General features: G+C 65.2%; 21 protein-coding genes. 16 read left to right on the top strand and 5 right to left on the bottom strand.

From position 1 onward, the window contains the following. The first annotated feature begins 54 nt into the window (after positions 1 to 54). From tsaD to phoB, 11 genes are all read left to right on the top strand, one after another. Positions 55 to 1,149, top strand: coding sequence for a tRNA (adenosine(37)-N6)-threonylcarbamoyltransferase complex transferase subunit TsaD (tsaD, locus tag CRO22_RS09495; protein ID WP_097069908.1), 1,095 nt, complete (start codon positions 55 to 57; stop codon positions 1,147 to 1,149). Further along, a complete protein-coding gene (locus CRO22_RS09490; protein ID WP_097069907.1) occupies positions 1,146 to 2,102 on the top strand; it encodes an NAD(P)H-dependent glycerol-3-phosphate dehydrogenase in 957 nt (318 codons plus the stop codon). The genes tsaD and CRO22_RS09490 overlap by 4 nt, the downstream gene beginning before the upstream one ends. Before the next feature lies 1 nt (position 2,103). Next, positions 2,104 to 2,373 (top strand): YciI family protein, encoded by a 270-nt coding sequence (locus tag CRO22_RS09485; RefSeq protein WP_097069906.1) that lies wholly within the window; start codon positions 2,104 to 2,106, stop codon positions 2,371 to 2,373. Further along, a complete protein-coding gene (locus CRO22_RS09480; protein ID WP_097069905.1) occupies positions 2,373 to 2,792 on the top strand; it encodes an EVE domain-containing protein in 420 nt (139 codons plus the stop codon). Before CRO22_RS09485 ends, CRO22_RS09480 begins: the two co-directional genes overlap by 1 nt. Positions 2,793 to 3,166: 374 nt before the next feature. Continuing rightward, entirely contained in the window at positions 3,167 to 3,829 is a 663-nt protein-coding gene (locus CRO22_RS09475) for a sirohydrochlorin chelatase (protein ID WP_097069904.1), read from the top strand. Positions 3,830 to 3,940: 111 nt separating this feature from the next. Beyond that, positions 3,941 to 4,975, top strand: coding sequence for a substrate-binding domain-containing protein (locus tag CRO22_RS09470; RefSeq protein ID WP_097069903.1), 1,035 nt, complete (start codon positions 3,941 to 3,943; stop codon positions 4,973 to 4,975). A 58-nt stretch (positions 4,976 to 5,033) separates the two neighbouring features. Then, entirely contained in the window at positions 5,034 to 6,494 is a 1,461-nt protein-coding gene (gene pstC, locus CRO22_RS09465; protein ID WP_097069902.1) for a phosphate ABC transporter permease subunit PstC, read from the top strand. Beyond that, complete coding sequence (gene pstA / locus CRO22_RS09460; RefSeq protein WP_097069901.1) at positions 6,491 to 7,828, top strand: phosphate ABC transporter permease PstA; 1,338 nt, start codon at positions 6,491 to 6,493, stop codon at positions 7,826 to 7,828. Before pstC ends, pstA begins: the two co-directional genes overlap by 4 nt. Positions 7,829 to 7,839: 11 nt before the next feature. Further along, a complete protein-coding gene (pstB, locus tag CRO22_RS09455; RefSeq protein ID WP_097069900.1) occupies positions 7,840 to 8,637 on the top strand; it encodes a phosphate ABC transporter ATP-binding protein PstB in 798 nt (265 codons plus the stop codon). A gap of 13 nt (positions 8,638 to 8,650) precedes the next feature. After that, positions 8,651 to 9,361 (top strand): phosphate signaling complex protein PhoU, encoded by a 711-nt coding sequence (gene phoU / locus CRO22_RS09450; protein ID WP_097069899.1) that lies wholly within the window; start codon positions 8,651 to 8,653, stop codon positions 9,359 to 9,361. 3 nt (positions 9,362 to 9,364) lie between these two features. Then, positions 9,365 to 10,057, top strand: coding sequence for a phosphate regulon transcriptional regulator PhoB (gene phoB / locus CRO22_RS09445; protein WP_097069898.1), 693 nt, complete (start codon positions 9,365 to 9,367; stop codon positions 10,055 to 10,057). A 6-nt stretch (positions 10,058 to 10,063) separates the two neighbouring features. On the opposite strand, the gene CRO22_RS09440 is transcribed toward phoB, so the two are convergent. Both CRO22_RS09440 and CRO22_RS09435 read right to left on the bottom strand, forming a co-directional pair. After that, positions 10,064 to 10,945, bottom strand: coding sequence for a ribokinase (locus tag CRO22_RS09440; RefSeq protein WP_097069897.1), 882 nt, complete (start codon positions 10,943 to 10,945; stop codon positions 10,064 to 10,066). Between the two features lie 47 nt (positions 10,946 to 10,992). After that, positions 10,993 to 13,260, bottom strand: coding sequence for an NADP-dependent malic enzyme (locus CRO22_RS09435; RefSeq protein WP_097069896.1), 2,268 nt, complete (start codon positions 13,258 to 13,260; stop codon positions 10,993 to 10,995). 110 nt (positions 13,261 to 13,370) lie between these two features. Here CRO22_RS09435 and mutS point away from each other — a divergent pair, with 110 nt between their 5' ends. Beyond that, entirely contained in the window at positions 13,371 to 16,016 is a 2,646-nt protein-coding gene (gene mutS, locus CRO22_RS09430; protein WP_097069895.1) for a DNA mismatch repair protein MutS, read from the top strand. Between the two features lie 113 nt (positions 16,017 to 16,129). On the opposite strand, the gene CRO22_RS09425 is transcribed toward mutS, so the two are convergent. Beyond that, positions 16,130 to 16,678 carry a nucleotide exchange factor GrpE gene (locus CRO22_RS09425; protein WP_097069894.1) on the bottom strand — a complete coding sequence of 183 codons (549 nt, stop codon included), beginning with the start codon at positions 16,676 to 16,678 and terminating at the stop codon, positions 16,130 to 16,132. A 5-nt stretch (positions 16,679 to 16,683) separates the two neighbouring features. Continuing rightward, a complete protein-coding gene (gene hrcA / locus CRO22_RS09420) occupies positions 16,684 to 17,745 on the bottom strand; it encodes a heat-inducible transcriptional repressor HrcA (protein WP_097069893.1) in 1,062 nt (353 codons plus the stop codon). A gap of 112 nt (positions 17,746 to 17,857) precedes the next feature. Between hrcA and rph the strand changes: the two genes are divergently transcribed. From rph to hemW, 4 genes are read left to right on the top strand one after another with little or no spacing between them, the layout of a single operon-like run. Beyond that, positions 17,858 to 18,571 (top strand): ribonuclease PH, encoded by a 714-nt coding sequence (gene rph / locus CRO22_RS09415; RefSeq protein ID WP_097069892.1) that lies wholly within the window; start codon positions 17,858 to 17,860, stop codon positions 18,569 to 18,571. After that, positions 18,568 to 19,179, top strand: a complete 612-nt coding sequence (gene rdgB, locus CRO22_RS09410; protein ID WP_097069891.1) for an RdgB/HAM1 family non-canonical purine NTP pyrophosphatase — start codon at positions 18,568 to 18,570, stop codon at positions 19,177 to 19,179. The genes rph and rdgB overlap by 4 nt, the downstream gene beginning before the upstream one ends. After that, positions 19,176 to 19,556 carry a RidA family protein gene (locus tag CRO22_RS09405; RefSeq protein ID WP_097069890.1) on the top strand — a complete coding sequence of 127 codons (381 nt, stop codon included), beginning with the start codon at positions 19,176 to 19,178 and terminating at the stop codon, positions 19,554 to 19,556. Before rdgB ends, CRO22_RS09405 begins: the two co-directional genes overlap by 4 nt. After that, on the top strand, positions 19,553 to 20,707 hold the full coding sequence (hemW, locus tag CRO22_RS09400) for a radical SAM family heme chaperone HemW (protein ID WP_097069889.1): 1,155 nt from the start codon (positions 19,553 to 19,555) through the stop codon (positions 20,705 to 20,707). The genes CRO22_RS09405 and hemW overlap by 4 nt, the downstream gene beginning before the upstream one ends. Here the strand turns inward: hemW and CRO22_RS09395 are convergent. Further along, complete coding sequence (locus tag CRO22_RS09395; protein WP_245860929.1) at positions 20,704 to 21,564, bottom strand: ChuX/HutX family heme-like substrate-binding protein; 861 nt, start codon at positions 21,562 to 21,564, stop codon at positions 20,704 to 20,706. The two genes, hemW and CRO22_RS09395, sit on opposite strands and share 4 nt — an antisense overlap. Positions 21,565 to 21,653 lie beyond the last annotated feature (89 nt).

Genomic DNA, 21,653 nt, shown 5'->3' with positions numbered 1-21,653 from the left:
GCGATAGGAACCCCTTGCAACAAAGCCCCCCGAAAGCCCCTGCGGCAAAACCACATGACCGAAGCGCTCACCTTTCTCGGCATTGAATCGAGCTGCGACGATACCGCGGCCGCCGTCGTGCGAGCCTGGCCGGACCGCGCCGAGGTGCTTGCCTCGGTGGTTGCCGGGCAAGTCGCGCTGCACGCGCCCTATGGCGGCGTGGTGCCCGAGATCGCGGCACGGGCGCATGCCGAAAAACTCGATACCTGCGTCGAGGCGGCACTGGCCGAGGCCGGGCTCGCGCTGGCCGATCTCGATGGCATCGCGGTTACCGCCGGGCCGGGGCTCATCGGCGGGGTAATGTCGGGGGTGATGTGCGCACGGGGCCTTGCTGCGGGTTCGGGGGTGCCGCTTGTCGGCGTGAACCATCTCGCAGGCCATGCGCTTACGCCCCGGCTCACCGATGCGCTCGCCTTCCCCTATCTGATCCTTCTTGTCTCAGGCGGGCATTGCCAGTTCCTGATCGCGCGCGGGCCAGAGAGCTTCCAGCGCCTCGGCGGCACGATCGACGATGCGCCGGGCGAGGCCTTTGACAAGACGGCGAAGCTTCTGGGCTTGGCCCAACCGGGCGGCCCCTCGGTCGAGGCAGAGGCGTTGGCGGGCAACCCGAAAGCCTTCCCCTTCCCGCGCCCGCTCTTGGATCGGCCCGGGTGCGACATGTCCTTTTCCGGGCTGAAGACGGCCCTCTTGCGCGCGCGCGATGCCGAGGTGGCGGCGCATGGCGGGCTTTACCGGCAAACCCGTGCCGATCTTTGCGCCGCTTTCCAGCAAGCCGTTGCCGACGTGCTGGCCGAAAAGACCCGCCGCGCGCTGAAAGCCTATCTGGCCGAGGCGCCCGAGGTTCCCGCCCTCGCGGTGGCGGGCGGCGTGGCCGCGAACCGGCAGATCCGCTCAAGCCTTGAGGCCGTTTGCGCCGAGGCCGGCGTGCGCTTCACCGCACCGCCCTTGAAACTCTGCACCGACAATGCCGCGATGATCGCTTTTGCGGGCATCGAGCGGTTCCGCGCCGGCACTGCGACAGCGGCAGACCTTGTCGCCCGCCCGCGTTGGCCCCTTGATCAGACCGCACCCGCGATGCTGGGCGCGGGCAAGAAGGGGGCAAAGGCATGAAGATTGCGGTTCTGGGCGCGGGCGCCTTTGGTACGGCTTTGGCAATTTCGCTTTCGCAAACGGGGCCGGTCGCGCTTTGGGCACGAGAGGCCTCTCATGCCGCCGAAATGGCCGCGCGCCGCGAGAACGCCCGCCGCCTGCCCGGCGCCTCCCTGCCCGAAGCGCTGAGCATTTCCTCCGACCTCGCTCGCGCCAGCGCTGCCGAAGTTCTGCTTCTGGCCATGCCGATGCAGCAGATGGGGGCCTTCCTTGCCGCCCATAGGACACGTCTCGACGGCAAAATCCTCGTCTCCTGCTCGAAGGGGATCGACCTTGCGACGGGGCAGGGCCCTGTCGCGCTGATCGAGGCCGCCTGCCCCGGCGCACGCGCCGCAGTGCTGACGGGCCCGAGCTTTGCCGCCGATATCGCCCGCGGCCTGCCCACAGCACTGACGCTCGCCACGCGCGCCGATGCGCCAAACCTTCAGGCGCGCCTGTCCACCCCCACGCTCCGGCTCTATCGCACCACCGATACCGTGGGGGCCGAACTCGGCGGCGCGCTGAAAAACGTCATCGCCATCGCAGCCGGTGTGGTGATCGGCGCGAAACTGGGTGATTCCGCCCGCGCCGCGCTGATGACCCGCGGCTTTGCCGAAATGAGCCGGCTCGCGCTCAAACTCGGCGCCCGCCCCGAAACGCTTGCCGGGCTCTCGGGCTTTGGCGATCTGGTGCTCACCTGCACCTCGGCGCAGTCACGCAACTTCCGCTTTGGTCAGGCGCTGGGCTCGGACACGGCTTTTGATGCGGCCATCACCGTCGAGGGCGCCGCCACAGCGCGCGCCGCGATGGAGCTGGGCCTGCGCCACGGCATCGAGATGCCGATCACCGCGATGATCGCCGCGCTTGTCGGCCGCGAACTTTCTGTTTCCGACGCCGTCTCGGCGTTGCTCTCTCGTCCGCTCAAGGAGGAATGACATGCTTTACGCCGTGATCTGCCGTGACAAGGAAGGGGCGCTGCAAACCCGGCTCGACACCCGCGCCGCGCATCTCGCCTATATCGAGAAAACCGGGGTCGTGAAGATGGCGGGGCCGTTCCTGAGCGAGGGGCAGATGTGCGGCTCGCTCGTGATTGTCGAATGTGACAGCCTTGACGCTGCGCAGGCCTGGGCCGCGGGCGATCCCTATGCCGCGGCCGGGCTCTTTGAGAGCGTGAGCGTGCAGGAATGGAAAAAGGTGATCGGCTGATGGCGAAATGGCTCTTCAAATCGGAGCCGAACGTCTGGTCCTGGGACATGCAGGTGGCCAAGGGCGACGTGGGCGAGGAATGGCACGGCGTGCGCAACTACATGGCGCGCAACAACATGCGTGCGATGCAGTTGGGCGATCAGGGCTTCTTTTATCATTCCAACATCGGCAAGGAGATCGTCGGCATCGTCGAGGTCTGCGCGCTCTCCCACCCCGATTCCACCACCGATGACCCACGCTGGGATTGCGTCGACATCCGCGCGATCCGCCCGCTTGCCCGCCCGGTGACGCTGAGCGAGGTGAAGGCAGACCCGCGACTGACCAAGATGTCGCTTGTCACCTGCATGCGGCTTTCGGTGCAACCGGTGACGGAAGAGGAATGGCAGATCGTTTGCGCGCTTGGCGGCGTCGCACCCTGAGGCGCTAAAACGGCACATCGATGCCACGGCCAAGGCCGCAGGCAGAGTCGGAAAGCCAGAATAAGCGGAGGGTCCCGGCACCCCTACCAGGACCCTCCTCACCCCACGTGTTCCCCTACGCACCACACGTGAAACTGTAAATTCGGGTCCTGACCGTCCTGGCCGGTAGGTTCTTTCTAGGCGAACCAGGGATTCGCCGCAACTGATTAGTCCCAACAATATGACGTATTATCATAGACTTGTGGTTACTATCGGTTAACCATTCTCCTCGGACATCATCCTCCCCCCTTCTGCGAGCGAAACCGGGAGAGAATGACGCAAATTCCGGCCGCGCGCACCCTTGCCGTCTTGCGTCGCTGCGTTAGGCTTGGCGTATGAGAAATGCCCTGATTGTCGCCCATGGGTTTCCGTCCGACCCGATCCCCGCTGACCGCAAGCTGCAAGATCTCGCGGCTCAGGTGAATGCTCTCCTGCCGGACTGGCAGATTGGCGCGGCAACCCTTGCCTGCCCCGGTGCCTTGCGCGCCGCGCTCGTTGCGCAACCGCAGGCGCCGGTCTATCCGTTCTTCATGGCCGAGGGCTGGTTCACGCGGGTACAGCTTCCGCGACGGCTGGCCGAACTGGGCCATGCGGCGCCGATCCTGCCGCCTTTCGGTCGCGATCCGGCCCTGCCAGAGCTGGTGGCAAAGGCGATTTCCGCCGCAGGTTGTACCGAGGTGATTCTGGTCGCCCACGGCTCCGAAGCCGCCCGCAGCTCGCGCGAGACCACCGAAGCGCTGGCGCGGCAGCTCGCCGAGATTCTGCCGCATCATCGGCTGGTGCTGGCCTTCCTTGAGGAGGAACCGCATCTGCGCCTGATTGCGAGCCATCACCGCGACGCGGTCTGCCTGCCGCTTTTCGCCCTCCGCGCCGGCCATGTGGCTCTGGATATTCCAAAATCGCTTGCCGAGGCGGGCCATCGCGGCCCGCTCCTCCCCGCGATTGGCGAAACCGCGGGCGTGCCCGCCTTGATTGCTGCGGCGCTTGCGCGCGGCTGAGCCGCCGGGTTGTCATATAACTGTCATGTATTTTTTGCATTAGCGTCATGGGCCGGGCCTAAGCCGGGCGCCGAGGCCAGATCGGCCCGCAATGACATTCAGGAGTGATCCATGAACACCGCGAAAATCGGCGTCTCGGCGCTGGCCATCCTGGCCGCTTCCACCGCGGGCGCGCTTGCCCGCGACCAGATCCAGTCGGCCGGTTCCTCGACCGTGCTGCCCTATGCCACCATCGTTGCCGAAGCCTTCGGCGAAAACTTCGACTTTCCGACCCCGGTCGTGGAAGGCGGCGGTTCGGGCGCGGGCCGCAAGAAGCTCTGCGAAGGCGTGGGCGAGAACACCATCGACATCGCGAACTCGTCGAGCCGCATCAAGCAATCCGACATCGACACCTGCAAAGCCAATGGCGTCGACGAAATCATGGAAGTCCGCATCGGCTATGACGGCATCGTCTTCGCCTCGGACATCAACGGCGCCGACTTCGCCTTCACCCCGGCCGACTGGTACAACGCGCTCGCCGCGCAAGTGATGAAAGACGGCGCGCTCGTCCCGAACACCGCGAAAACCTGGCACGACGTGAACGCCGCGCTGCCGGAACAAGACATCCTCGCCTTCATCCCGGGCACCAAGCACGGCACCCGTGAAGTGTTCGACATCAAAGTGCTGGAAGCGGGCTGCAAGGCCACCGGCGCCGAAGAAGCCTTCGTTGCCGCCATGGGCGAAAAAGACGGCGAGAAAGCCTGCCTCGCGCTGCGCACCGACGGCACCTCGGTCGACATCGACGGCGACTACACCGAGACGCTCTCGCGCCTCGACGCGAACAAGAACGCGATCGGCGTGTTCGGCCTGTCGTTCTACCAAAACAACACCGACAAGCTGCGCGTCGCCACCATGTCGGGCATCGTTCCCTCGACCGAAACCATCGCCGACGGCACCTACCCCGTCTCGCGTCCGCTCTACTTCTACGTGAAGAAAGCGCATCTCGGCGTGATCCCGGGCCTGCAAGAGTACATCGACTTCTTCGTCTCCGACGAAATGGCCGGCCCGAACGGCCCGCTCGCGGCCTATGGCCTCGTGTCGGACCCGGAACTGGCCGCGACCCAGGCGATGGTTGCCGCCGGCACCCCGATGGGCCCGCTCAACTGAGCCAAACCTTCCCAGGTGGCGCCTTCGGGCGCCACCTTTCCCTTGACCGGATCTTGCCATGACCATCGGCCTTCTCGCGGCTCTCGTGCTTGTTCTCGCCATCGGCGGCTTCATTCTCGGGCGCATGCGTGCGCTGAAGTCGGCCAAGGGAGACCTTCGCAAACTCCATTCCCTCCCCGGATATTACGGCCAGACGGTGGCCTTGTTTACCGCCGTGCCCGCCTTCCTGCTGATGGCGCTCTGGCTTCTCGCGCAGCCCGCGCTGATCGAAGCCCGCGTCGTCGAGATGCTTCCCGCCAGTGAACTCCCCGAAGGCGCCAACATCGGCCTCGTGATGAGCGATGTGCGACGCATCGCCGAAGGCATCGACCTCGTCGTCGCCCAGGGGCGCCTGAGCGAGGCCGACATCTCAACCATGCGCGCCGATCTGAGCGACATCCGCTCGCGCATGGCCGATGTCGGCGTGGCGCTCGGCTCGAATGTGAAACCCGTCGTGTTTCAGGCCGCGAAGGAATATCGCGCGCTCAACACTGTCGCCCATACCGCGATGGTGGTTGCTGTGCTTGCCGTGGCGCTGGCCGGGCTCGGCTTTGCAATGGTGCGCATCCGTCCCGAGTTCCGCGCCCGCAACGTCTCGGAATCCTTTGTGAAAGTGCTGCTCATCGCGGCCTCGCTTGTCGCCATCGCCACCACCGTCGGCATCGTGCTCTCGCTCGTCTTCGAGACGGTGCACTTCTTCCAGCTCTATCCGGCGGCGGATTTCTTCTTCTCGCTGACATGGAACCCGAAATTCGGCGGCGGTTCCGATCTCGGCATCTGGCCGCTGATCTGGGGCACGCTCTATGTCTCGCTGATTGCGCTCGCCGTCGCCGTGCCGGTCGGCCTCTTTGCGGCGATCTACCTTGCGGAATACGCCTCCAAAAAGGTGCGCGCGATTGCCAAGCCGCTGCTTGAGGTGCTCGCCGGCATCCCGACCATCGTGTACGGCCTCTTCGCGCTGATCACGGTCGGCCCGATGCTGCGCGACTATTTCGCCCAGCCGCTCGGGATCGGCTCCTCCTCCTCCTCGGTGATGACCGCGGGCCTCGTGATGGGGATCATGATCATCCCCTTCGTCTCCTCGCTCTCGGATGACATCATCAACGCGGTGCCGCAAAGCCTGCGCGATGGCTCTTACGGCCTTGGCGCCACACAATCGGAAACGATCAAGCAGGTGATCATGCCCGCGGCGCTGCCCGGCATCGTCGGTGCGATCCTGCTCGCCGCCTCGCGCGCCATTGGCGAAACGATGATCGTGGTGCTCGGCGCGGGCGCGGCGGCGAAGCTCTCGCTCAACCCGTTCGAGGCGATGACCACAGTGACGGTGAAAATCGTCTCCCAGCTCACCGGTGACACCGAATTCGCCTCGCCCGAAACCCTCGTTGCCTTCGCGCTCGGCCTGACGCTCTTCGTCTTCACGCTGGTGCTCAACATCATCGCGCTGATCATCGTGCGCAAATATCGCGAGCAATACGAATGACACTGGCAGACATGTCCCAACACCGTCCCTCGCTCTACACCAAGGACGCCCGCACCAAGGCCCGCAACTCGGCCGAAAAGCGCTTCCGCATCTATGGCGTCGTTGCTGTCGGTGTCGGCGTTCTGGCGCTGATCGTGCTGCTCTCCTCGGTGCTCGGCTCCGGGCTTGGCGCCTTCCGGCAGACCATGCTGAGCCTGCCCGTCACGCTCGACGCCAAACTCCTCGACCCGAAGGGCAACCGCGACCCGGCGGACCTCGCCAAGGCGACCACGATCACCTATGGCAAGCTCCTCTCGCAGGCGCTTGAGGCAGCGGTGACGGAAAAGGGCCTCGCCCCCGAGGGCATGAAAACGAAAGAGATCGGCGCGCTGATCTCCAAGGAAGCGCCCGCGATCCTGCGCAATCAGGTGCTCGCCAAACCCGAGCTGATCGGCACCACGATCGACTTCGAGGCGCTGGCAGGCGGCCGGATCGACGGCTTCTTCAAGGGCCGGGTGACGATGGAGAGCGCCGCGCTCGACAGCAACGTCTCCCCCGCCCAGCTTGAGCTCGCCCAGAAGATGCGCGACGCGGGCATGATCAAGCTCGCGCTGAACCCCGCCTTCATCACCAACCCCGATGCCTCCGAGCTGCGCCCGGAATCGGCGGGGCTGGGCGTGGCGATCCTCGGCTCGGCCTATATGATGATCATCGTGCTGGTGCTCGCGCTGCCGATCGGCGTTGCCGCCTCGATCTATCTGGAGGAATTCGCGCCGCAAAACCGCTTCACCGACCTCATTGAGGTGAATATCGCCAACCTCGCCGCGGTGCCCTCGATCGTGTTCGGCATCCTCGGCCTTGCGGTTTTCATCAACTTCGCGGGCATGCCGCAAAGCTCGCCGCTGGTGGGGGGGCTCGTGCTCACGCTGATGACTCTGCCCACGATCATCATCGCCACCCGCGCCGCGCTGAAAGCCGTGCCGCCCTCGATCAAGGATGCCGCGCTCGGCGTCGGCGCCTCGAAGATGCAGACGATCTTCCACCATGTGCTGCCGCTCGCGCTCCCCGGCATCCTCACCGGCACGATCATCGGCCTGGCGCAAGCCTTGGGCGAGACCGCGCCGCTCCTGCTCATCGGCATGGTCGCCTTTGTCAAAGACTACCCGGCCGCGCCCCCCGAGGGCTTCCTCGATCCGGCCGCGGCGCTGCCGGTTCAGGTCTACAACTTCACCCAACGTGCCGACCCCGCCTTCATCGAGCGCGCTTCGGGGGCGATCATCGTGCTGCTGGTGTTCCTGCTCGCGATGAATATCCTCGCGGTGCTTCTGCGTCGCCGCTTTGAACGGCGCTGGTAAGGATGCGACCCATGAATGACATGAGACTGACGGAGAGAACCGTGGACGCCACCGATATCAAGATCTCTGCCCGCAAGGTGCAGGTGTTCTACGGGACCACGCATGCGATCAAGGATGTCGATGTCGACATTCTCGACAAGACGGTCACCGCCTTCATCGGCCCCTCGGGCTGCGGCAAGTCGACTTTCCTGCGCTGCATCAACCGGATGAACGACACGATCGACATCTGCCGGGTGGAAGGCGATATCCTGCTTGATGGCGAGGACATCTATAACAAGAAGGTCGACCCGGTGCAGCTGCGCGCCCGCGTCGGCATGGTGTTCCAGAAGCCGAACCCGTTCCCGAAGTCGATCTATGACAACGTCGCCTACGGGCCGAAGATCCACGGCCTCGTGAAGAACAAGGCCGAGCTGGATGAAGTGGTGGAAAGCGCGCTGCGCAAGGCCGCGCTCTGGAACGAGGTGAAGGACCGGCTCGACGCGCCGGGCACCGGGCTTTCGGGCGGGCAACAACAGCGGCTCTGCATCGCCCGCGCCGTCGCCACCTCGCCCGAGGTGCTCTTGATGGACGAACCCTGCTCGGCGCTCGACCCGATCGCCACCGCGCAGGTTGAAGAACTCATCGACGAGCTGCGCGAAAACTTCTCGGTCGTGATCGTCACCCACTCGATGCAGCAGGCGGCGCGCGTGTCGCAACGCACCGCCTTCTTCCACCTCGGCAATCTCGTCGAATTCGGCGAGACCGGCCAGATCTTCACCAATCCGCGCGATCCCCGCACGGAAAGCTACATCACCGGCCGTATCGGTTGAGGAAAGACATCCCATGAGCCAACATATCGTTTCGTCCTTCGACCGCGACCTGGAGGCCGTTCAGGCGATGGTCGTGAAGATGGGGGGGCTCGTCGAAAGCCAGGTGCTCGATGCCGCCCAGGCGCTCGAAGACCGTGACGAGGAACTGGCCGAAGCCGTGCGCAAGCGCGACAAGCAGGTCGACGAACTCGAAGAGATGATCAACAGCGAGGCGGCGCGGCTGATCGCGCTGCGCGCGCCCACCGCCTCGGATCTGCGCATCGCGCTCACCGTGTTCAAGATCGCCTCGAACCTCGAGCGCGTCGGCGATTACTCCAAGAACATCGCCAAGCGCACGCAGGTGATCGTGGCGATGCCGGCGATCAGCGGCTCTTCGGGCGCGATCCGGCGCATGGCGATGGCGGTCGAGGGGATGCTGAAGGACGCGATCGACAGCTTCATCCAGCGCGATGCGAAGCTCGCCGCCGATGTGCGCGCCCGCGACGTGGAAATCGACCAGATGTACAACGCGCTGTTCCGCGAATTCCTCACCTACATGATGGAAGATCCGCGCAACATTACGCCCTGCATGCATCTGCATTTCATCGCCAAGAACATCGAGCGGATGGGCGATCTGTGCACCTCGATCGCCGAGCAGGTGACCTATCTTGTCACCGGCGAGATGCCCGAGGAACCGCGCCCGAAATCGGACAGCGTGACCCCGTTCACGCCGCAGGAGGGCTAAGACATGGTCGGAACCGGGCAGCCCTGCGTGCTGGTGGTCGAGGATGAATCGGCCCAGCGCGAAGTCCTGCAATACAACCTCGAAGCCGAGGGGTTCCGCGTGGTGATGGCGGTAAACGGTGACGAGGCCTTGTTGCTTCTGCGCGAGGAAAAGCCCGATCTGATCGTGCTTGACTGGATGCTGCCGAATGTCTCGGGGATCGAGATCTGCCGACGCGTGAAGGCGAACCCGGACAGCCGGGCGATCCCGATCATCATGCTCTCGGCCCGCTCGGAAGAGGCCGACCGGGTGCGCGGCCTTGAAACCGGGGCGGATGATTATGTCGTGAAACCCTATTCGGTGGTGGAGCTGATGGCGCGGTTGCGCACGCAGCTGCGCCGCACCCGGCCCGCCACGATGGGCGAGCGGCTCAGCTTTGATGACATCATTCTCGATGCGGGCGAGCACAGGGTGTTCCGCGACGGCCAGCCGCTCAAGCTCGGGCCGACCGAGTTCCGGCTGCTCTCGACACTGATGGAAAAGCCCGGCCGGGTCTGGACGCGCGATCAGCTTCTGGACCGCGTCTGGGGGCGCGACATCTATGTCGACACCCGCACCATTGACGTCCATGTGGGCCGGTTGCGCAAGGCGCTGATGGTCAACGGCGGTTCCGATCCGGTGCGCACCGTGCGCGGCACCGGTTATTCGCTGGGTTAAGGCGCCTCAGCCCCGCGCTTTCAGGAAAGCTTCCACCTCGGCCCGCTTCGGCACCGCGGCCGAGGTGCCCGCACGGGTCACTTTCACCGCCGAGGCCGCTGCCGCGAGTTGCAGCGCCGCGGGCGGCGCGAGCCCTTCGGAAAGCGCCGCCACCAGATAGCCCGCGAAAGTATCGCCCGCGCCCGTCGTATCGACCGGCTCGACCGGAAAGGCGGGCTGGCGGTGCTCGGTCTTCCCGACAAGGTCATGCCAGACCGCGCCCTTCGCGCCATGCGTGACGCAGACGGCTTTCACCGGCAGCGCTTCAAGCGCAACGCCCAGCGCCTCGCAAAGCTGCGCGGCCTCGACAGCATTGAGGAGCAGAAGATCGAGCCCCTCGATCACCGCACGCACCGCCTCGGCCTCGAACGGCGCGGCCGAATAGGCGACAAAGACCCCTTTCTTGCGGGCGAGCTCCACCGCCTCGCGCTGCAGCGAGGTTTCGTTCTGCATCATCAGGTAATCGCCCGGTGCCGCATCCGAAAGCGCGGCCTCCAGCGAGACCCGCGGCACCACCCGGTTTGCGCCGGGAAACAGGATGATCGTGTTCTCGCCTTCGGCATCGACATAGATGATCGCATGGCCCGAGGCGGTGCCCACTTCGGAGACATGCGTGCAATCGACCCCATCGGCGCGCAGCTCGTCGCGCATCCAGCGCCCGTCCGCGCCGATCGCGCCGATATGGCGCACATCCGCGCCTGCGCGCGCCGCCGCCACCGACTGGTTCGCCCCCTTGCCGCCCGGACCCCGGTCATAGCGGGTGGCGGCAAGCGTTTCGCCCGGTGTGGGCAGATGGGGCAGCCGGTAAAAGTGATCGGCGTTGATCGAGCCGAGGTTGAAGATCGTCATGCTACATCCTCATGAAACCGGGCCGAAACCGGCCCGGCATGGGTCTTTCAGCGCGTCTGACCCAATTTACTGGCTGAGAGTGCGGCCATATGCAAGATGTCGTTCACTGTCGCCCGGTTCGAGCAGATCTGCACAGAATGGGGGATCCCGGTCAGGATCGGGCCGATGACTGTGGCGCCCGCCATCTCCTGCATCAGCTTGACCGAGATCGAGGCCGAGTGCCGCGCCGGCACCACGAGGATGTTTGCCGGCCCGGTGAGGCGGCAGAACGGGTAGTGCTTCATCATCTCGGGGTTCAGCGCCACATCGACGGCCATCTCGCCATCATACTCAAAATCGACCCCGCGCTCATCCAGCACCTGCGGCGCGACATGCATCTTCATCGCGCGTTCGGAAACCGGATAGCCGAAGGTCGAGAAGGAGGCAAAGGCCACCCGCGGTTCGATGCCGAGGCCCCGCGCCACCCGCGCCCCCGCCATGGCGATATCGGCAAGGTCGTTCTCGTCGGGCCATTCATGCACCAGCGTATCGCCGATCAGCACCACCTTGCCCTTGTGCAAGAGCGCCGTGATGCCGACCGCGCCATCGGAGGGCTTGGCGTCGATCACCTTGTTGATCAGTTCAAGCACATGGGCGGATTTGCGCGTGGCGCCGGTGATCATGCCGTCGCCATGCCCATGCACCAGCATCAGCGCGGCAAACACATGCCGGTCGCGCGTGGCAAGCTTGTGCGCATCTTCCCGGTCCATCCCCTGCCGCTGCAGGCGCCGGTAAAGGAAATCCTTGTAGGTCTCGATATGCTTGCAGTTGGTCGAATTGACGATCTGAAGCTCGCGGTAAGCATCGCCGATGCCCGCCGCCTCAAGCTGTTCCTTCACATGCGATTCGCGCCCCACCACCAGCGCCGTGCCCATGCCGCCGCGCTGATAGGCCACGGCCGCGCGCAGCACCCGCGGGTCATCCCCCTCGGTAAAGATCATCCGCGCCTGCGCCTGCCGCGCGCGCGCATTGATCCCCTGCAGGATCGCCGCCGTCGGGTCCATCCGCGCCTTCAGACTCTGCACATAGCCGTCCATGTCGATGATCGGGCGGCGCGCCACGCCGGTCTCCATCCCCGCCTGCGCGACTGCCGGCGGGATCACATGAATGAGCCGCGGGTCGAAGGGGGTGGGAATGATGTAATCGCGCCCGAAGGTGAGCTTGCGGCCATAGGCCATCGCCACCTCGTCGGGCACATCCTCGCGCGCAAGATCCGCCAGCGCCTTGGCACAGGCAATCTTCATCTCGTCATTGATCGCGCGGGCGTGGATGTCGAGCGCGCCGCGGAACAGATAGGGAAAGCCCAGAACGTTGTTCACCTGGTTTGGATAGTCTGAACGCCCCGTCGCCACGATCGCATCCGGGCGCACCGCCTGCGCATCCTCGGGCGTGATCTCCGGGTCCGGGTTCGCCATCGCGAAAATCACCGGATTGTCGGCCATGGTGGCGACCATCTCGGGCGTCAGCGCCCCTTTGGCGGAAACGCCAAGGAACACATCACAACCCTTCATCGCATCTTCGAGCGTGCGCGCATCGGTTTTTGCCGCATGCGCCGATTTCCACTGGTTCATGCCCTCGGTGCGGCCCTGATAGATCACGCCCTTGGTGTCGCACATGATGCAATTGTCGTGTTTCGCGCCCATCGCCTTGATGAGTTCGAGGCAGGCGATCCCCGCCGCCCCCGCGCCATTGAGCACGATCTTGCAATCTTCGATCTTCTTGCCCGAGATTTCGAGCGCATTGAGCAGCCCCGCCGCGCAGATCACTGCCGTGCCGTGCTGGTCGTCATGGAACACCGGAATGTCCATGATCTCTTTCAGCCGCTGCTCGATGATGAAACACTCGGGCGCCTTGATGTCTTCGAGGTTGATGCCGCCAAAGGTCGGCCCCATCAGGCTCACCGCCTTGATGATCTCTTCCGGGTCTTCGGTCGCAAGCTCGATGTCGATGGCGTTCACATCGGCAAAGCGCTTGAAGAGCACGGCCTTGCCCTCCATCACCGGCTTGGAGGCGAGCGCGCCAAGGTTGCCAAGGCCAAGGATCGCCGTGCCGTTCGAGATCACCGCGACCATGTTGCCTTTCACGGTGTAATCGTAGGCGGTCTCGGGCCGCTCGGCGATCGCTTCCACCGGCACCGCAACACCGGGCGAATAAGCAAGGCTCAGATCCCGCTGCGTGGTCATCGGCTTTGAGGCGACGATCTCGTATTTCCCCGGCGTGGGGTCGAGGTGATAGGCCAGCGCCTCTTCGGGCGTAACGCGGTTCTTGGTGGTCATGGGCCAAACTCCTCCAGCAGGCGGTTCCTCTTAACGCCTGCGCCGGGTCGCCTCAATCGGTTTGCACGGGGGTGCGGCCTTTTATAATGTGCCCGCCGCAGGGGGATTTGATGTCGAATGAAACCGTGACGCCCATGATGGCGCAATATCTGTCCATCAAGGAGGCGAACAAGGGTGCGCTCCTGTTCTACCGCATGGGCGATTTCTACGAGATGTTCTTTGATGATGCCGTGGCGGCCTCAAGCGCGCTCGACATCGCGCTGACCAAGCGCGGCCTGCATCTGGGCGAAGAGATCCCGATGTGCGGCGTGCCGGTGCATGCCGCCGAGGGCTATTTGCTCACGCTGATCCGCAAGGGCTTCCGGGTGGCGATTGCCGAGCAACTCGAAGACCCAGCAGAGGCCAAAAAGCGCGGCGCCAAATCGGTGGTGAAGCGCGATGTGGTGCGGCTTGTCACGCCCGGCACACTGACCGAGGAGAGCCTTCTGGAGGCGCGGCGCCACAACTTCCTTGCCGCCTGGGCAGAGCTGCGCGAGGACGGCGCGCTCGCCTGGGTCGATATTTCGACCGGCGAGTTTCGGGTGATGCCCTGCCCGCTTTCCCGGCTCGGGCCGGAGCTTGCGCGCCTCGCCCCCCGCGAGGTGCTGGTGAGCGAGGTCAAAGAGGCCGATTGTGGCCCAATCGTCTCTGACCTGCGCGCGGCCCTCACCCCTTTGGCGCGCTCAAGCTTTGACAGTCAGGGGGCGGAAAAGCGGCTCTGCGATCTTTTCGCCGTCGGCTCGCTCGATGCCTTTGGCGCTTTTTCGCGCGCGGAAATTTCCGCCATGGGCGCCTTGGTCGATTATCTTGACCTCACCCAACGCGGCAAGCTGCCCCTGTTGCGGCGGCCCCTGCGCGAGGAGGCCGGAAGCCTCGTGCAGATCGACGCGGCCACAAGGCGCAACCTCGAACTGACACAGGCGCTTTCGGGCGGGCGCGAGGGGTCGCTTCTCGCCACCATCGACCGCACCGTGACGGCGGGGGGCGCGCGGCTCCTGGAGCGCCGCCTTTCCGCCCCCTCGCGCGATCTGGCGCAAATCCATGCGCGCCACGATGCGGTGCGATTCCTGCTCGAACAGGGTCGATTTTCAGAAGATCTGCGCGCCGATCTGAAGCGTTGCCCCGATATCGACCGGGCGCTGAGCCGGCTCGCGCTTGACCGCGGCGGGCCGCGTGACCTGACGGCGATCCGCACCGGGCTTGAACAGGCCGGGCGCATTGCCGAGCGGCTGGGCGCCAGCGAGGCGCCCGCGGTGCTCGCCGAAGCCGCCGCACGCCTCACCGGGCACGAAGACCTTGTCGTGCTGCTCGATGCCGCGCTGGTGGCCGAGCCGCCGCTATTGGCGCGCGATGGCGGCTTCATCGCACCGGGTTACGACACGGAGCTGGATGAGACCCGGAACCTGCGCGACGAGGGCCGGGGCGTCATCGCCCGCATGCAAGCCGAGTTCATCGAGGAAACCGGCATCGCCTCGCTCAAGATCAAGCACAACAACGTGCTGGGCTATTTCATCGAAACGACCTCGACCCATGCCGAGCGCATGCTCGCCCCGCCCTTGTCGGCCCGGTTCATCCACCGCCAGACCACGGCCAATCAGGTGCGCTTTACTACGGTTGAGCTGAGCGAACTGGAAACGCGCATCCTGAACGCGGGCAATCATGCGCTGGAAATCGAAAAGCGGCTCTATGAGAGCCTGAAAGGCGCGATTTTGGCCGCCGCCGGACCCGTTTCCGAGGCCTCGCGCGCGCTCGCAGAGATCGACCTTGCGGCCGCTTTTGCCGACCTTGCCGCCGCCGAGGATTGGGTCGAGCCGCAGGTGGACGAGAGCCACGCGTTTGAAATCGAGGGCGGGCGGCACCCGGTGGTCGAGGCCGCGCTCAAGCGCCAGGGCGAGCCCTTCATCGCCAATGATTGCGCGCTGACCTCTGGCCCCACCCCCGCAATCTGGCTGCTCACCGGGCCGAACATGGCGGGCAAATCGACCTTCCTACGCCAGAATGCGCTGATTGCGCTTCTGGCCCAGACCGGCAGCTTTGTGCCCGCACGGCGCGCTCATATCGGGCTGGTGAGCCAGATCTTCAGCCGGGTCGGCGCGGCGGATGACCTTGCCCGCGGTCGCTCCACCTTCATGGTGGAGATGGTCGAGACCGCCGCGATCTTGAACCAGGCCGATGCCCGCGCGCTGGTGATTCTCGATGAAATCGGCCGTGGCACGGCAACCTATGACGGGCTCTCGATCGCCTGGGCGGTGATGGAGCATCTGCATGGCGTGAACCGTTGCCGCGCGCTTTTCGCCACCCATTATCACGAGATGACGGCGCTTTCGGCCAAGCTTGAGGGCGTGGAAAACGCCACCGTCGCGGTGAAGGAATGGGAGGGCGAAGTGATCTTCCTGCACGAGGTGAAGAAGGGCGCGGCAGATCGCTCTTACGGCGTGCAGGTGGCGCGCCTCGCGGGGCTGCCCGAATCGGTCGTGGCGCGGGCGCGCGTGGTGCTGGATGCGCTCGAAAAGGGCGAGCGCGAGGGCGGCAAGAAACAGGCGGTGATCGACGATCTGCCGCTCTTTGCCATCAGCGCACCGCCCCCGCCCGCGCCCGCGCCCGCGCCGAAAGCCTCGGAAGTTGAGGCGCAATTGCGCGCGCTCCACCCAGACGAAATGACCCCGCGCGAGGCGATGGACGCGCTCTACGCGCTGCGCGCCCTCCTGAAAGACTGACGAAAAAGCGCGGCCCAACCCGGCCGCGCTCAATAGTCTCTGAACCCAATGGCCTTCGACTTTGTCCAAATATCGCGAGGGTCCGGGGGCAGAGCCCCCGGCCTTGGCCGACCTCAGGCCTTCGGCATCGAGCTCACGCCCACTTTTGCGGGGCGCAAAAGCCGGTCATGCAGCAAAAAGCCCGGGTCCATCACCTGAATGATGTCGCCAGCCACCGTGCCCGGCAGCGGTGCCTCGAACATCGCCTCATGGTGCTGCGGGTCGAACTTGTCGCCCACTTTCGGCGCCACCGCCACAATGCCGTGGCGCGCAAACACGTTGAGAAGCTCGCGTTGCGTCAGCTCCACGCCCTCGATCAGCGCAGGTGCTGCGGCGCGGACTTCGTCCCCCGCCGCATCGAGCGCGCGCTTGAGCGCATCAAACACCGGCAGCATGTCGCGGGCGAGCTTCGAGCCGCCGTAGTTTTCCGCCTCGCGGCGGTCCCGGTCGGCGCGTTTGCGCGCGTTCTCGGCATCGGCCAGCGCCCGCATGAACCGGTCCCGCAGCTCGTCGCGTTCCGCACGCAAGGCCTCAAGCTCGCCGAAATCTTCCTCGAGCGCTGCGGCCAGCGCCTCGTCGAGCTGTGCCTGATCTTCTGCCATCTCGTCTTTCTTCTCGGTCATTCGCCTCACCCTTTGCCCCGGCCCGACAGCATTCGCCCGACCAGCTGCGCCGTATAATCCACGATCGGCACGATCCGCCCGTAGTTGAGCCGCGTGGGGCCAATAACGCCCACCGCACCGATGATCTTCCGATCCGCGTTCATATAGGGAGAGACCACCAAAGAGGAACCCGAAAGTGAGAAGAGTTTGTTTTCGGAGCCGATAAAAATGCGCACACCCTCGCCGGTTTCGGCCAGATCGAGGAATTCGGCAATGTCGCGCTTGCGCTCGAGGTCGTCAAAGAGGGTGCGAATCCGGTCGAGGTCATCTTCGCTGTCAAGCAGGTTCGCCCGGCCACGCACGATCAGCCGCTCCCAAGGCTCGCCCTGATCGGCCCATTGCGCGAGTCCGCTTTCCACCATTTCGGCGGCCAGGGCATCGAGCTCCTGCCGGCGCTGCGAGATCTCCACCGCCATTTCGCGGCGCAGCTCGCTCAGCGTCCGCCCCTCGGCCAGCGCGTTGAGAAAATTCGCGGCCTCCCGCATCGAGGAAGGCGTTTGCCCGACGGGCGGCGTGAAAACGCGGTTTTCCACCTGACCATCGGCCAGCACCAGCACCACAAGCGCCCGGTCGGGCGCAAGCGAGACAAATTCGATATGGCGGATCGGCGCCTCGGTCTTGGGGGCAAGCACAAGGCTTGCGCCATGCGTCAGGCCCGAAAGCGCCGAACCCACCCGGTCCAGAAGCGTGCCGACTCCGGGCTCGTTGGTGCCAAGCGTTGCCTCGAGCGCGGCGCGGTCAGAGGCCTGCACCTCGCTCACCTCCATGAAGCCATCGACAAACATGCGCAGGCCAAGCTGCGTCGGCACCCGCCCCGCAGAGACATGCGGGCTGCCAAGGAGGCCAAGGTATTCGAGATCCTGCATCACGTTGCGGATCGTGGCGGCAGAGAGCTTTTCGCTCATCATCCGGGTGAGCGTGCGCGAGCCGACCGGGTCGCCGGATTCCAGATAGCCTTCGACCACCCGCCGAAACACCTCGCGCGAGCGGTCGTTCAGTTCGGAGAAGAGTTGGTCTTGCTGTATCATGGTTCTCTTGCGGCATTAAAGCGGGCTGAGCTTTCACGTCAATCATGCCGAGGGGGTTGCATCGCTTCGCGCGGGGCCTCAAATGGAGCCGAACCCACGGAAAGGAACATTCATGCGCCCCTCTGGTCGTAATCTTGGTGATATTCGCGCGATTTCAATCGAAACCGGCGTGACGAAGCATGCAGAGGGCTCCTGCCTGATCAAGATGGGCGACACGCATGTGCTCTGCACCGCAACAATCGAGGACAAGGCCCCCTCGTTCCTCAAAGGCTCCGGCCTTGGCTGGGTGACGGCGGAATATGGCATGCTGCCGCGCGCCACCAATTCGCGCAATCGCCGCGAGGCGGCAGCGGGCAAGCAATCGGGCCGCACGCAGGAAATTCAACGCCTGATCGGGCGGAGCCTGCGCGCGGGGGTGGATCGCTCGGCTCTGGGCGAGCGGCAGATTGTGGTGGACTGTGACGTGTTGCAGGCTGATGGCGGCACCCGCTGCGCCTCGATCACCGGCGGCTGGGTGGCGCTGCGGCTGGCCGTGAACAAGCTTCTCGCCGCGCGGCTGATCGTCTCCGACCCGATCCTTGACCATGTGGCGGCGATTTCCTGCGGCATCTATGCGGGCCAGCCGGTGGCCGACCTCGATTATGCCGAGGACAGCGAGGCGGGCGTGGATGGCAACTTCATCCTGACGGGCTCCGGGCGGCTCGTGGAGGTGCAGATGTCGGCCGAAGGCGCGACCTTCTCGCGGGCGCAGATGACCGAGCTTCTGGATCTCGCCGAGGCGGGGATTGCCAAGCTCGTCGCGGCGCAAAAGGCCGCGGTGGCATGAGGCGTTTCACGGAAAAGCGGCTTCTGGTCGCGACCCATAACAAGGGCAAGCTCGCGGAGATGCGCGCGCTTCTGGCCCCCTATGGGGTCGAGGTCGTGGGCGCGGGCGAGATGAACCTGCCCGAGCCCGCCGAGACCGAAACGACCTTTGTCGGCAACGCCCGGATCAAAGCGCATGCGGCCGCCAAGGCAACGGGGCTGCCCGCGCTGTCCGATGACAGCGGGATCGAGGTCGATGCGCTGGGCGGCGCGCCCGGCGTTTATACCGCCGATTGGGCAGAAACGCCGAACGGGCGCGATTTTGTGATGGCGATGGAGCGCACCTGGGCGGAATGCGAAAAGCTGAACGCCCCCCTGCCGCGCACCGCGCGGTTCCGCTCCACCCTCGTTCTCGCCTGGCCTGACGGGCATGACGAGGTGTTTGAAGGCAAGGCCGAGGGGCAGCTCGTCTGGCCGATGCGCGGCGCGCAGGGGCACGGCTATGACCCGATGTTCCAGCCCGAGGGCTACGCCATCACCTTTGCCGAGATGGACCCGGCGAAGAAGAACGAGATCTCGCATCGCGCCGATGCGTTTCGCAAATTCGTCAAGGTCATGGAGGCCGAATGATGCGTCAGAACATTTCCGGCGGCTCGCCCTACGAGCCGAAGCTTGGCTACTCGCGCGCCGTGGTGCAGGGGGGCTGGTGCTTCGTTGCGGGCACCACCGGCGTTGACCCGGAAACGAAAGCCTTCCCGGATTCGGTGCTCGATCAGGCGCGGAATGCCTTGGCCACGATCAAATCGGTGCTTGAGGGCGCGGGCTTTGGCCTGAACGATGTGGTGCGGGCGAATTACATCATCACCGACGGCGCCTATATGGAAGAGATCATCCCGGCGCTGTCGGAAACCTTCGGCGAGATCCGCCCGGCGGCAACGATGATCATTGCGGGCCTTGTGAACCCGGCGATGAAGATCGAGATCGAAGTCACGGCGTTCAAGGGATGACGGACTGGCAGCAGGGGGGCTTTGGGCTCTATCTCCACTGGCCCTTCTGCGCCGCCAAATGCCCTTATTGCGATTTCAACAGCCATGTCGCGGCCCAGATAGATCAGGCCCGCTGGTGCAGGGCCTATCTTGCGGAAATCGACCGGATCGGGGCTCAGACGCAGGGCCGCCTTCTCAACACCGTCTTTTTTGGCGGCGGCACCCCCTCGCTGATGGCGCCCGAGACAGTGGAGGCGGTGATCGCGCGCATCCGCGCCACATGGCCCTGCGCCAATGATCTTGAAGTCACACTTGAAGCCAACCCGACAAGTGTTGAATCGGGCCGGTTCAGAGCCTTTTCCGAGGCGGGTGTGACGCGGCTTTCGATGGGCATGCAAGCGATGGAAGACGAGAGCCTCAAGCGCCTTGGCCGGATGCATACCGCCGCCGAGGGGCGCGCGGCCTTTGACATCGCGCGCGCGCATTTCGACCGCGTCAGCTTTGATCTGATCTATGCCCGCCAGGGCCAGAGCCTTGCGGAATGGGAGCGCGAATTGCGCGAAGCGCTCTCGATGGCGCTGGATCACTTCTCGCTTTATCAGCTCACGATCGAAGACGGCACGGCCTTTGGGCGGCTCTTTGCCGCCGGCAAGCTGCGTGAATTGCCCGAAGACGAGCTGGCCGCCGACATGTATTTGCGCACGCAGGAGATTTGCGAGGCGGCGGGGCTTCCGGCCTATGAGGTCTCGAACCATGCGCGCCCCGGCGCGGAATGCCGCCACAACCTCGTTTACTGGCGCTATGGCGATTATGCGGGCATCGGCCCCGGCGCGCATGGGCGGCTCACCTTTGACGGGCGCCGCCATGCCACCGTGGCGCCGAAAGCGCCGGGAGACTGGCTCAAACGCGTCGAGGAAACCGGCACGGGCGAGGCACCACGCGAGGTTTTGTCGCGTGATGAGGAAGCGACCGAGTTCCTGCTTTTCGGGCTGCGGCTCGACGAGGGGATCGACCCTGCGCGCTACGCCGCCCTCTCGGGCCAGACCCTGCCGAAAGAGGCTCTGAACAACCTCGAAAGCTGGGGCATGATCTCCCGCAGCGAGAGCCGCATCCGCGCCACCAAGGAAGGGCGCGCGGTGCTCAATGCGGTGATCCGAGAGCTGATGCCCTAGGCGCGCGGCAGCGCGGCAAGCATCTCGCCCCAGGTCGCGGCGGCCGCTTCCTCCCCCGCCGCCATCTGCACAATCAGGCCGCCCGCAGCATCGAAGGCTTCGACCACGTCGCCATCGCGCCAGACCTGCGCCATGTGATCCATGCGCAGATGCAGCTCCAGCCCCGGATCGAGCACGTTGATCCAGGGCCCGGCAGGCAACACGCGATGGATCGGCCCGCGATGGGTCTCGCAACAGCCGTGGCTCTCCACCGTGAAGCGCACCGAGAGGCCGATCTCTCCGGCACGATACATCAGCTTTTCAACCGCACCCCCGGCAAGCCGCTCGCCCCGCGGAGATACCGCAACGGGGGCAGGCGGGGGCGCCAGATCGAGCGGCGCCGTTTGATCCGCCAGCGCAAGCTCGGCCACCAGCGCCGCCCAGGCCGCCGCGTCGGAGGCCTCGCGCAAATGCACCTTGTGCACCGCCTCGCCTGCGGCATCGTAGATCTGCACCGAGCGCTTTGGCCCTTTCGGCGTTTCCTCGTCCCAGGCGAAGGCATGGACCCATTGTGCCGGATCGAGCCGCAGCGTGATCGTACCGTTCTCCACCGTGATCGCGCCGTCAGCCTCTGCGACATTGCCATAGTGCCCGACCTTTTCGAGCACGCAGGAGTCATTGCGCGTGAGCGCCATCACCTCGCCCAGGGCACAAACCCGTACGAGGATCTTGCGGGCATCGGCGGAGATCCGCGTGGACCGGCTGCCAAGAAAGGCGGCGCAAAGCTCGGCCTCGGTGATCCCGAGTTCCTCGGCGAAGTCACGGGCGAAAACGCGCGGTTTCTTCGCGCGGGCGGTGCGGATCTCTTCGGGGGTCATTACTCTCGCGCTTTCGGTCATGCAAAAGGGCGCCCGGCCGAACCGGACGCCCTTTTTTAGCACGTCACGACCCGCGGTCCACCGCCAAG

Source organism: Rhodobacter maris (assembly GCF_900217815.1).
Classification (GTDB): domain Bacteria; phylum Pseudomonadota; class Alphaproteobacteria; order Rhodobacterales; family Rhodobacteraceae; genus Rhodobacter; species Rhodobacter maris.
The sequence above is the reverse complement of the archived record's forward strand: the minus strand, read 5'-3'. Positions and strand labels throughout refer to the sequence as shown.

Bases quoted from the DNA above. Each gene is read 5' to 3' on its own strand.
- CRO22_RS09440 (WP_097069897.1), bottom strand. From the start codon at position 10,945: ATGACGATCTTCAACCTCGGCTCGATCAACGCCGATCACTTTTACCGG.
- rdgB (WP_097069891.1), top strand. From the start codon at position 18,568: ATGAGGCGTTTCACGGAAAAGCGGCTTCTGGTCGCGACCCATAACAAG.
- CRO22_RS09395 (WP_245860929.1), bottom strand. From the start codon at position 21,564: ATGACCCCCGAAGAGATCCGCACCGCCCGCGCGAAGAAACCGCGCGTT.
- rph (WP_097069892.1), top strand. From the start codon at position 17,858: ATGCGCCCCTCTGGTCGTAATCTTGGTGATATTCGCGCGATTTCAATC.
- CRO22_RS09475 (WP_097069904.1), top strand. From the start codon at position 3,167: ATGAGAAATGCCCTGATTGTCGCCCATGGGTTTCCGTCCGACCCGATC.
- CRO22_RS09490 (WP_097069907.1), top strand. From the start codon at position 1,146: ATGAAGATTGCGGTTCTGGGCGCGGGCGCCTTTGGTACGGCTTTGGCA.
- CRO22_RS09405 (WP_097069890.1), top strand. From the start codon at position 19,176: ATGATGCGTCAGAACATTTCCGGCGGCTCGCCCTACGAGCCGAAGCTT.
- hrcA (WP_097069893.1), bottom strand. From the start codon at position 17,745: ATGATACAGCAAGACCAACTCTTCTCCGAACTGAACGACCGCTCGCGC.
- tsaD (WP_097069908.1), top strand. From the start codon at position 55: ATGACCGAAGCGCTCACCTTTCTCGGCATTGAATCGAGCTGCGACGAT.
- pstA (WP_097069901.1), top strand. From the start codon at position 6,491: ATGACACTGGCAGACATGTCCCAACACCGTCCCTCGCTCTACACCAAG.
- CRO22_RS09470 (WP_097069903.1), top strand. From the start codon at position 3,941: ATGAACACCGCGAAAATCGGCGTCTCGGCGCTGGCCATCCTGGCCGCT.
- pstC (WP_097069902.1), top strand. From the start codon at position 5,034: ATGACCATCGGCCTTCTCGCGGCTCTCGTGCTTGTTCTCGCCATCGGC.
- CRO22_RS09435 (WP_097069896.1), bottom strand. From the start codon at position 13,260: ATGACCACCAAGAACCGCGTTACGCCCGAAGAGGCGCTGGCCTATCAC.
- hemW (WP_097069889.1), top strand. From the start codon at position 19,553: ATGACGGACTGGCAGCAGGGGGGCTTTGGGCTCTATCTCCACTGGCCC.
- CRO22_RS09480 (WP_097069905.1), top strand. From the start codon at position 2,373: ATGGCGAAATGGCTCTTCAAATCGGAGCCGAACGTCTGGTCCTGGGAC.
- phoU (WP_097069899.1), top strand. From the start codon at position 8,651: ATGAGCCAACATATCGTTTCGTCCTTCGACCGCGACCTGGAGGCCGTT.
- phoB (WP_097069898.1), top strand. From the start codon at position 9,365: ATGGTCGGAACCGGGCAGCCCTGCGTGCTGGTGGTCGAGGATGAATCG.
- CRO22_RS09485 (WP_097069906.1), top strand. From the start codon at position 2,104: ATGCTTTACGCCGTGATCTGCCGTGACAAGGAAGGGGCGCTGCAAACC.
- mutS (WP_097069895.1), top strand. From the start codon at position 13,371: ATGTCGAATGAAACCGTGACGCCCATGATGGCGCAATATCTGTCCATC.
- pstB (WP_097069900.1), top strand. From the start codon at position 7,840: ATGAATGACATGAGACTGACGGAGAGAACCGTGGACGCCACCGATATC.
- CRO22_RS09425 (WP_097069894.1), bottom strand. From the start codon at position 16,678: ATGACCGAGAAGAAAGACGAGATGGCAGAAGATCAGGCACAGCTCGAC.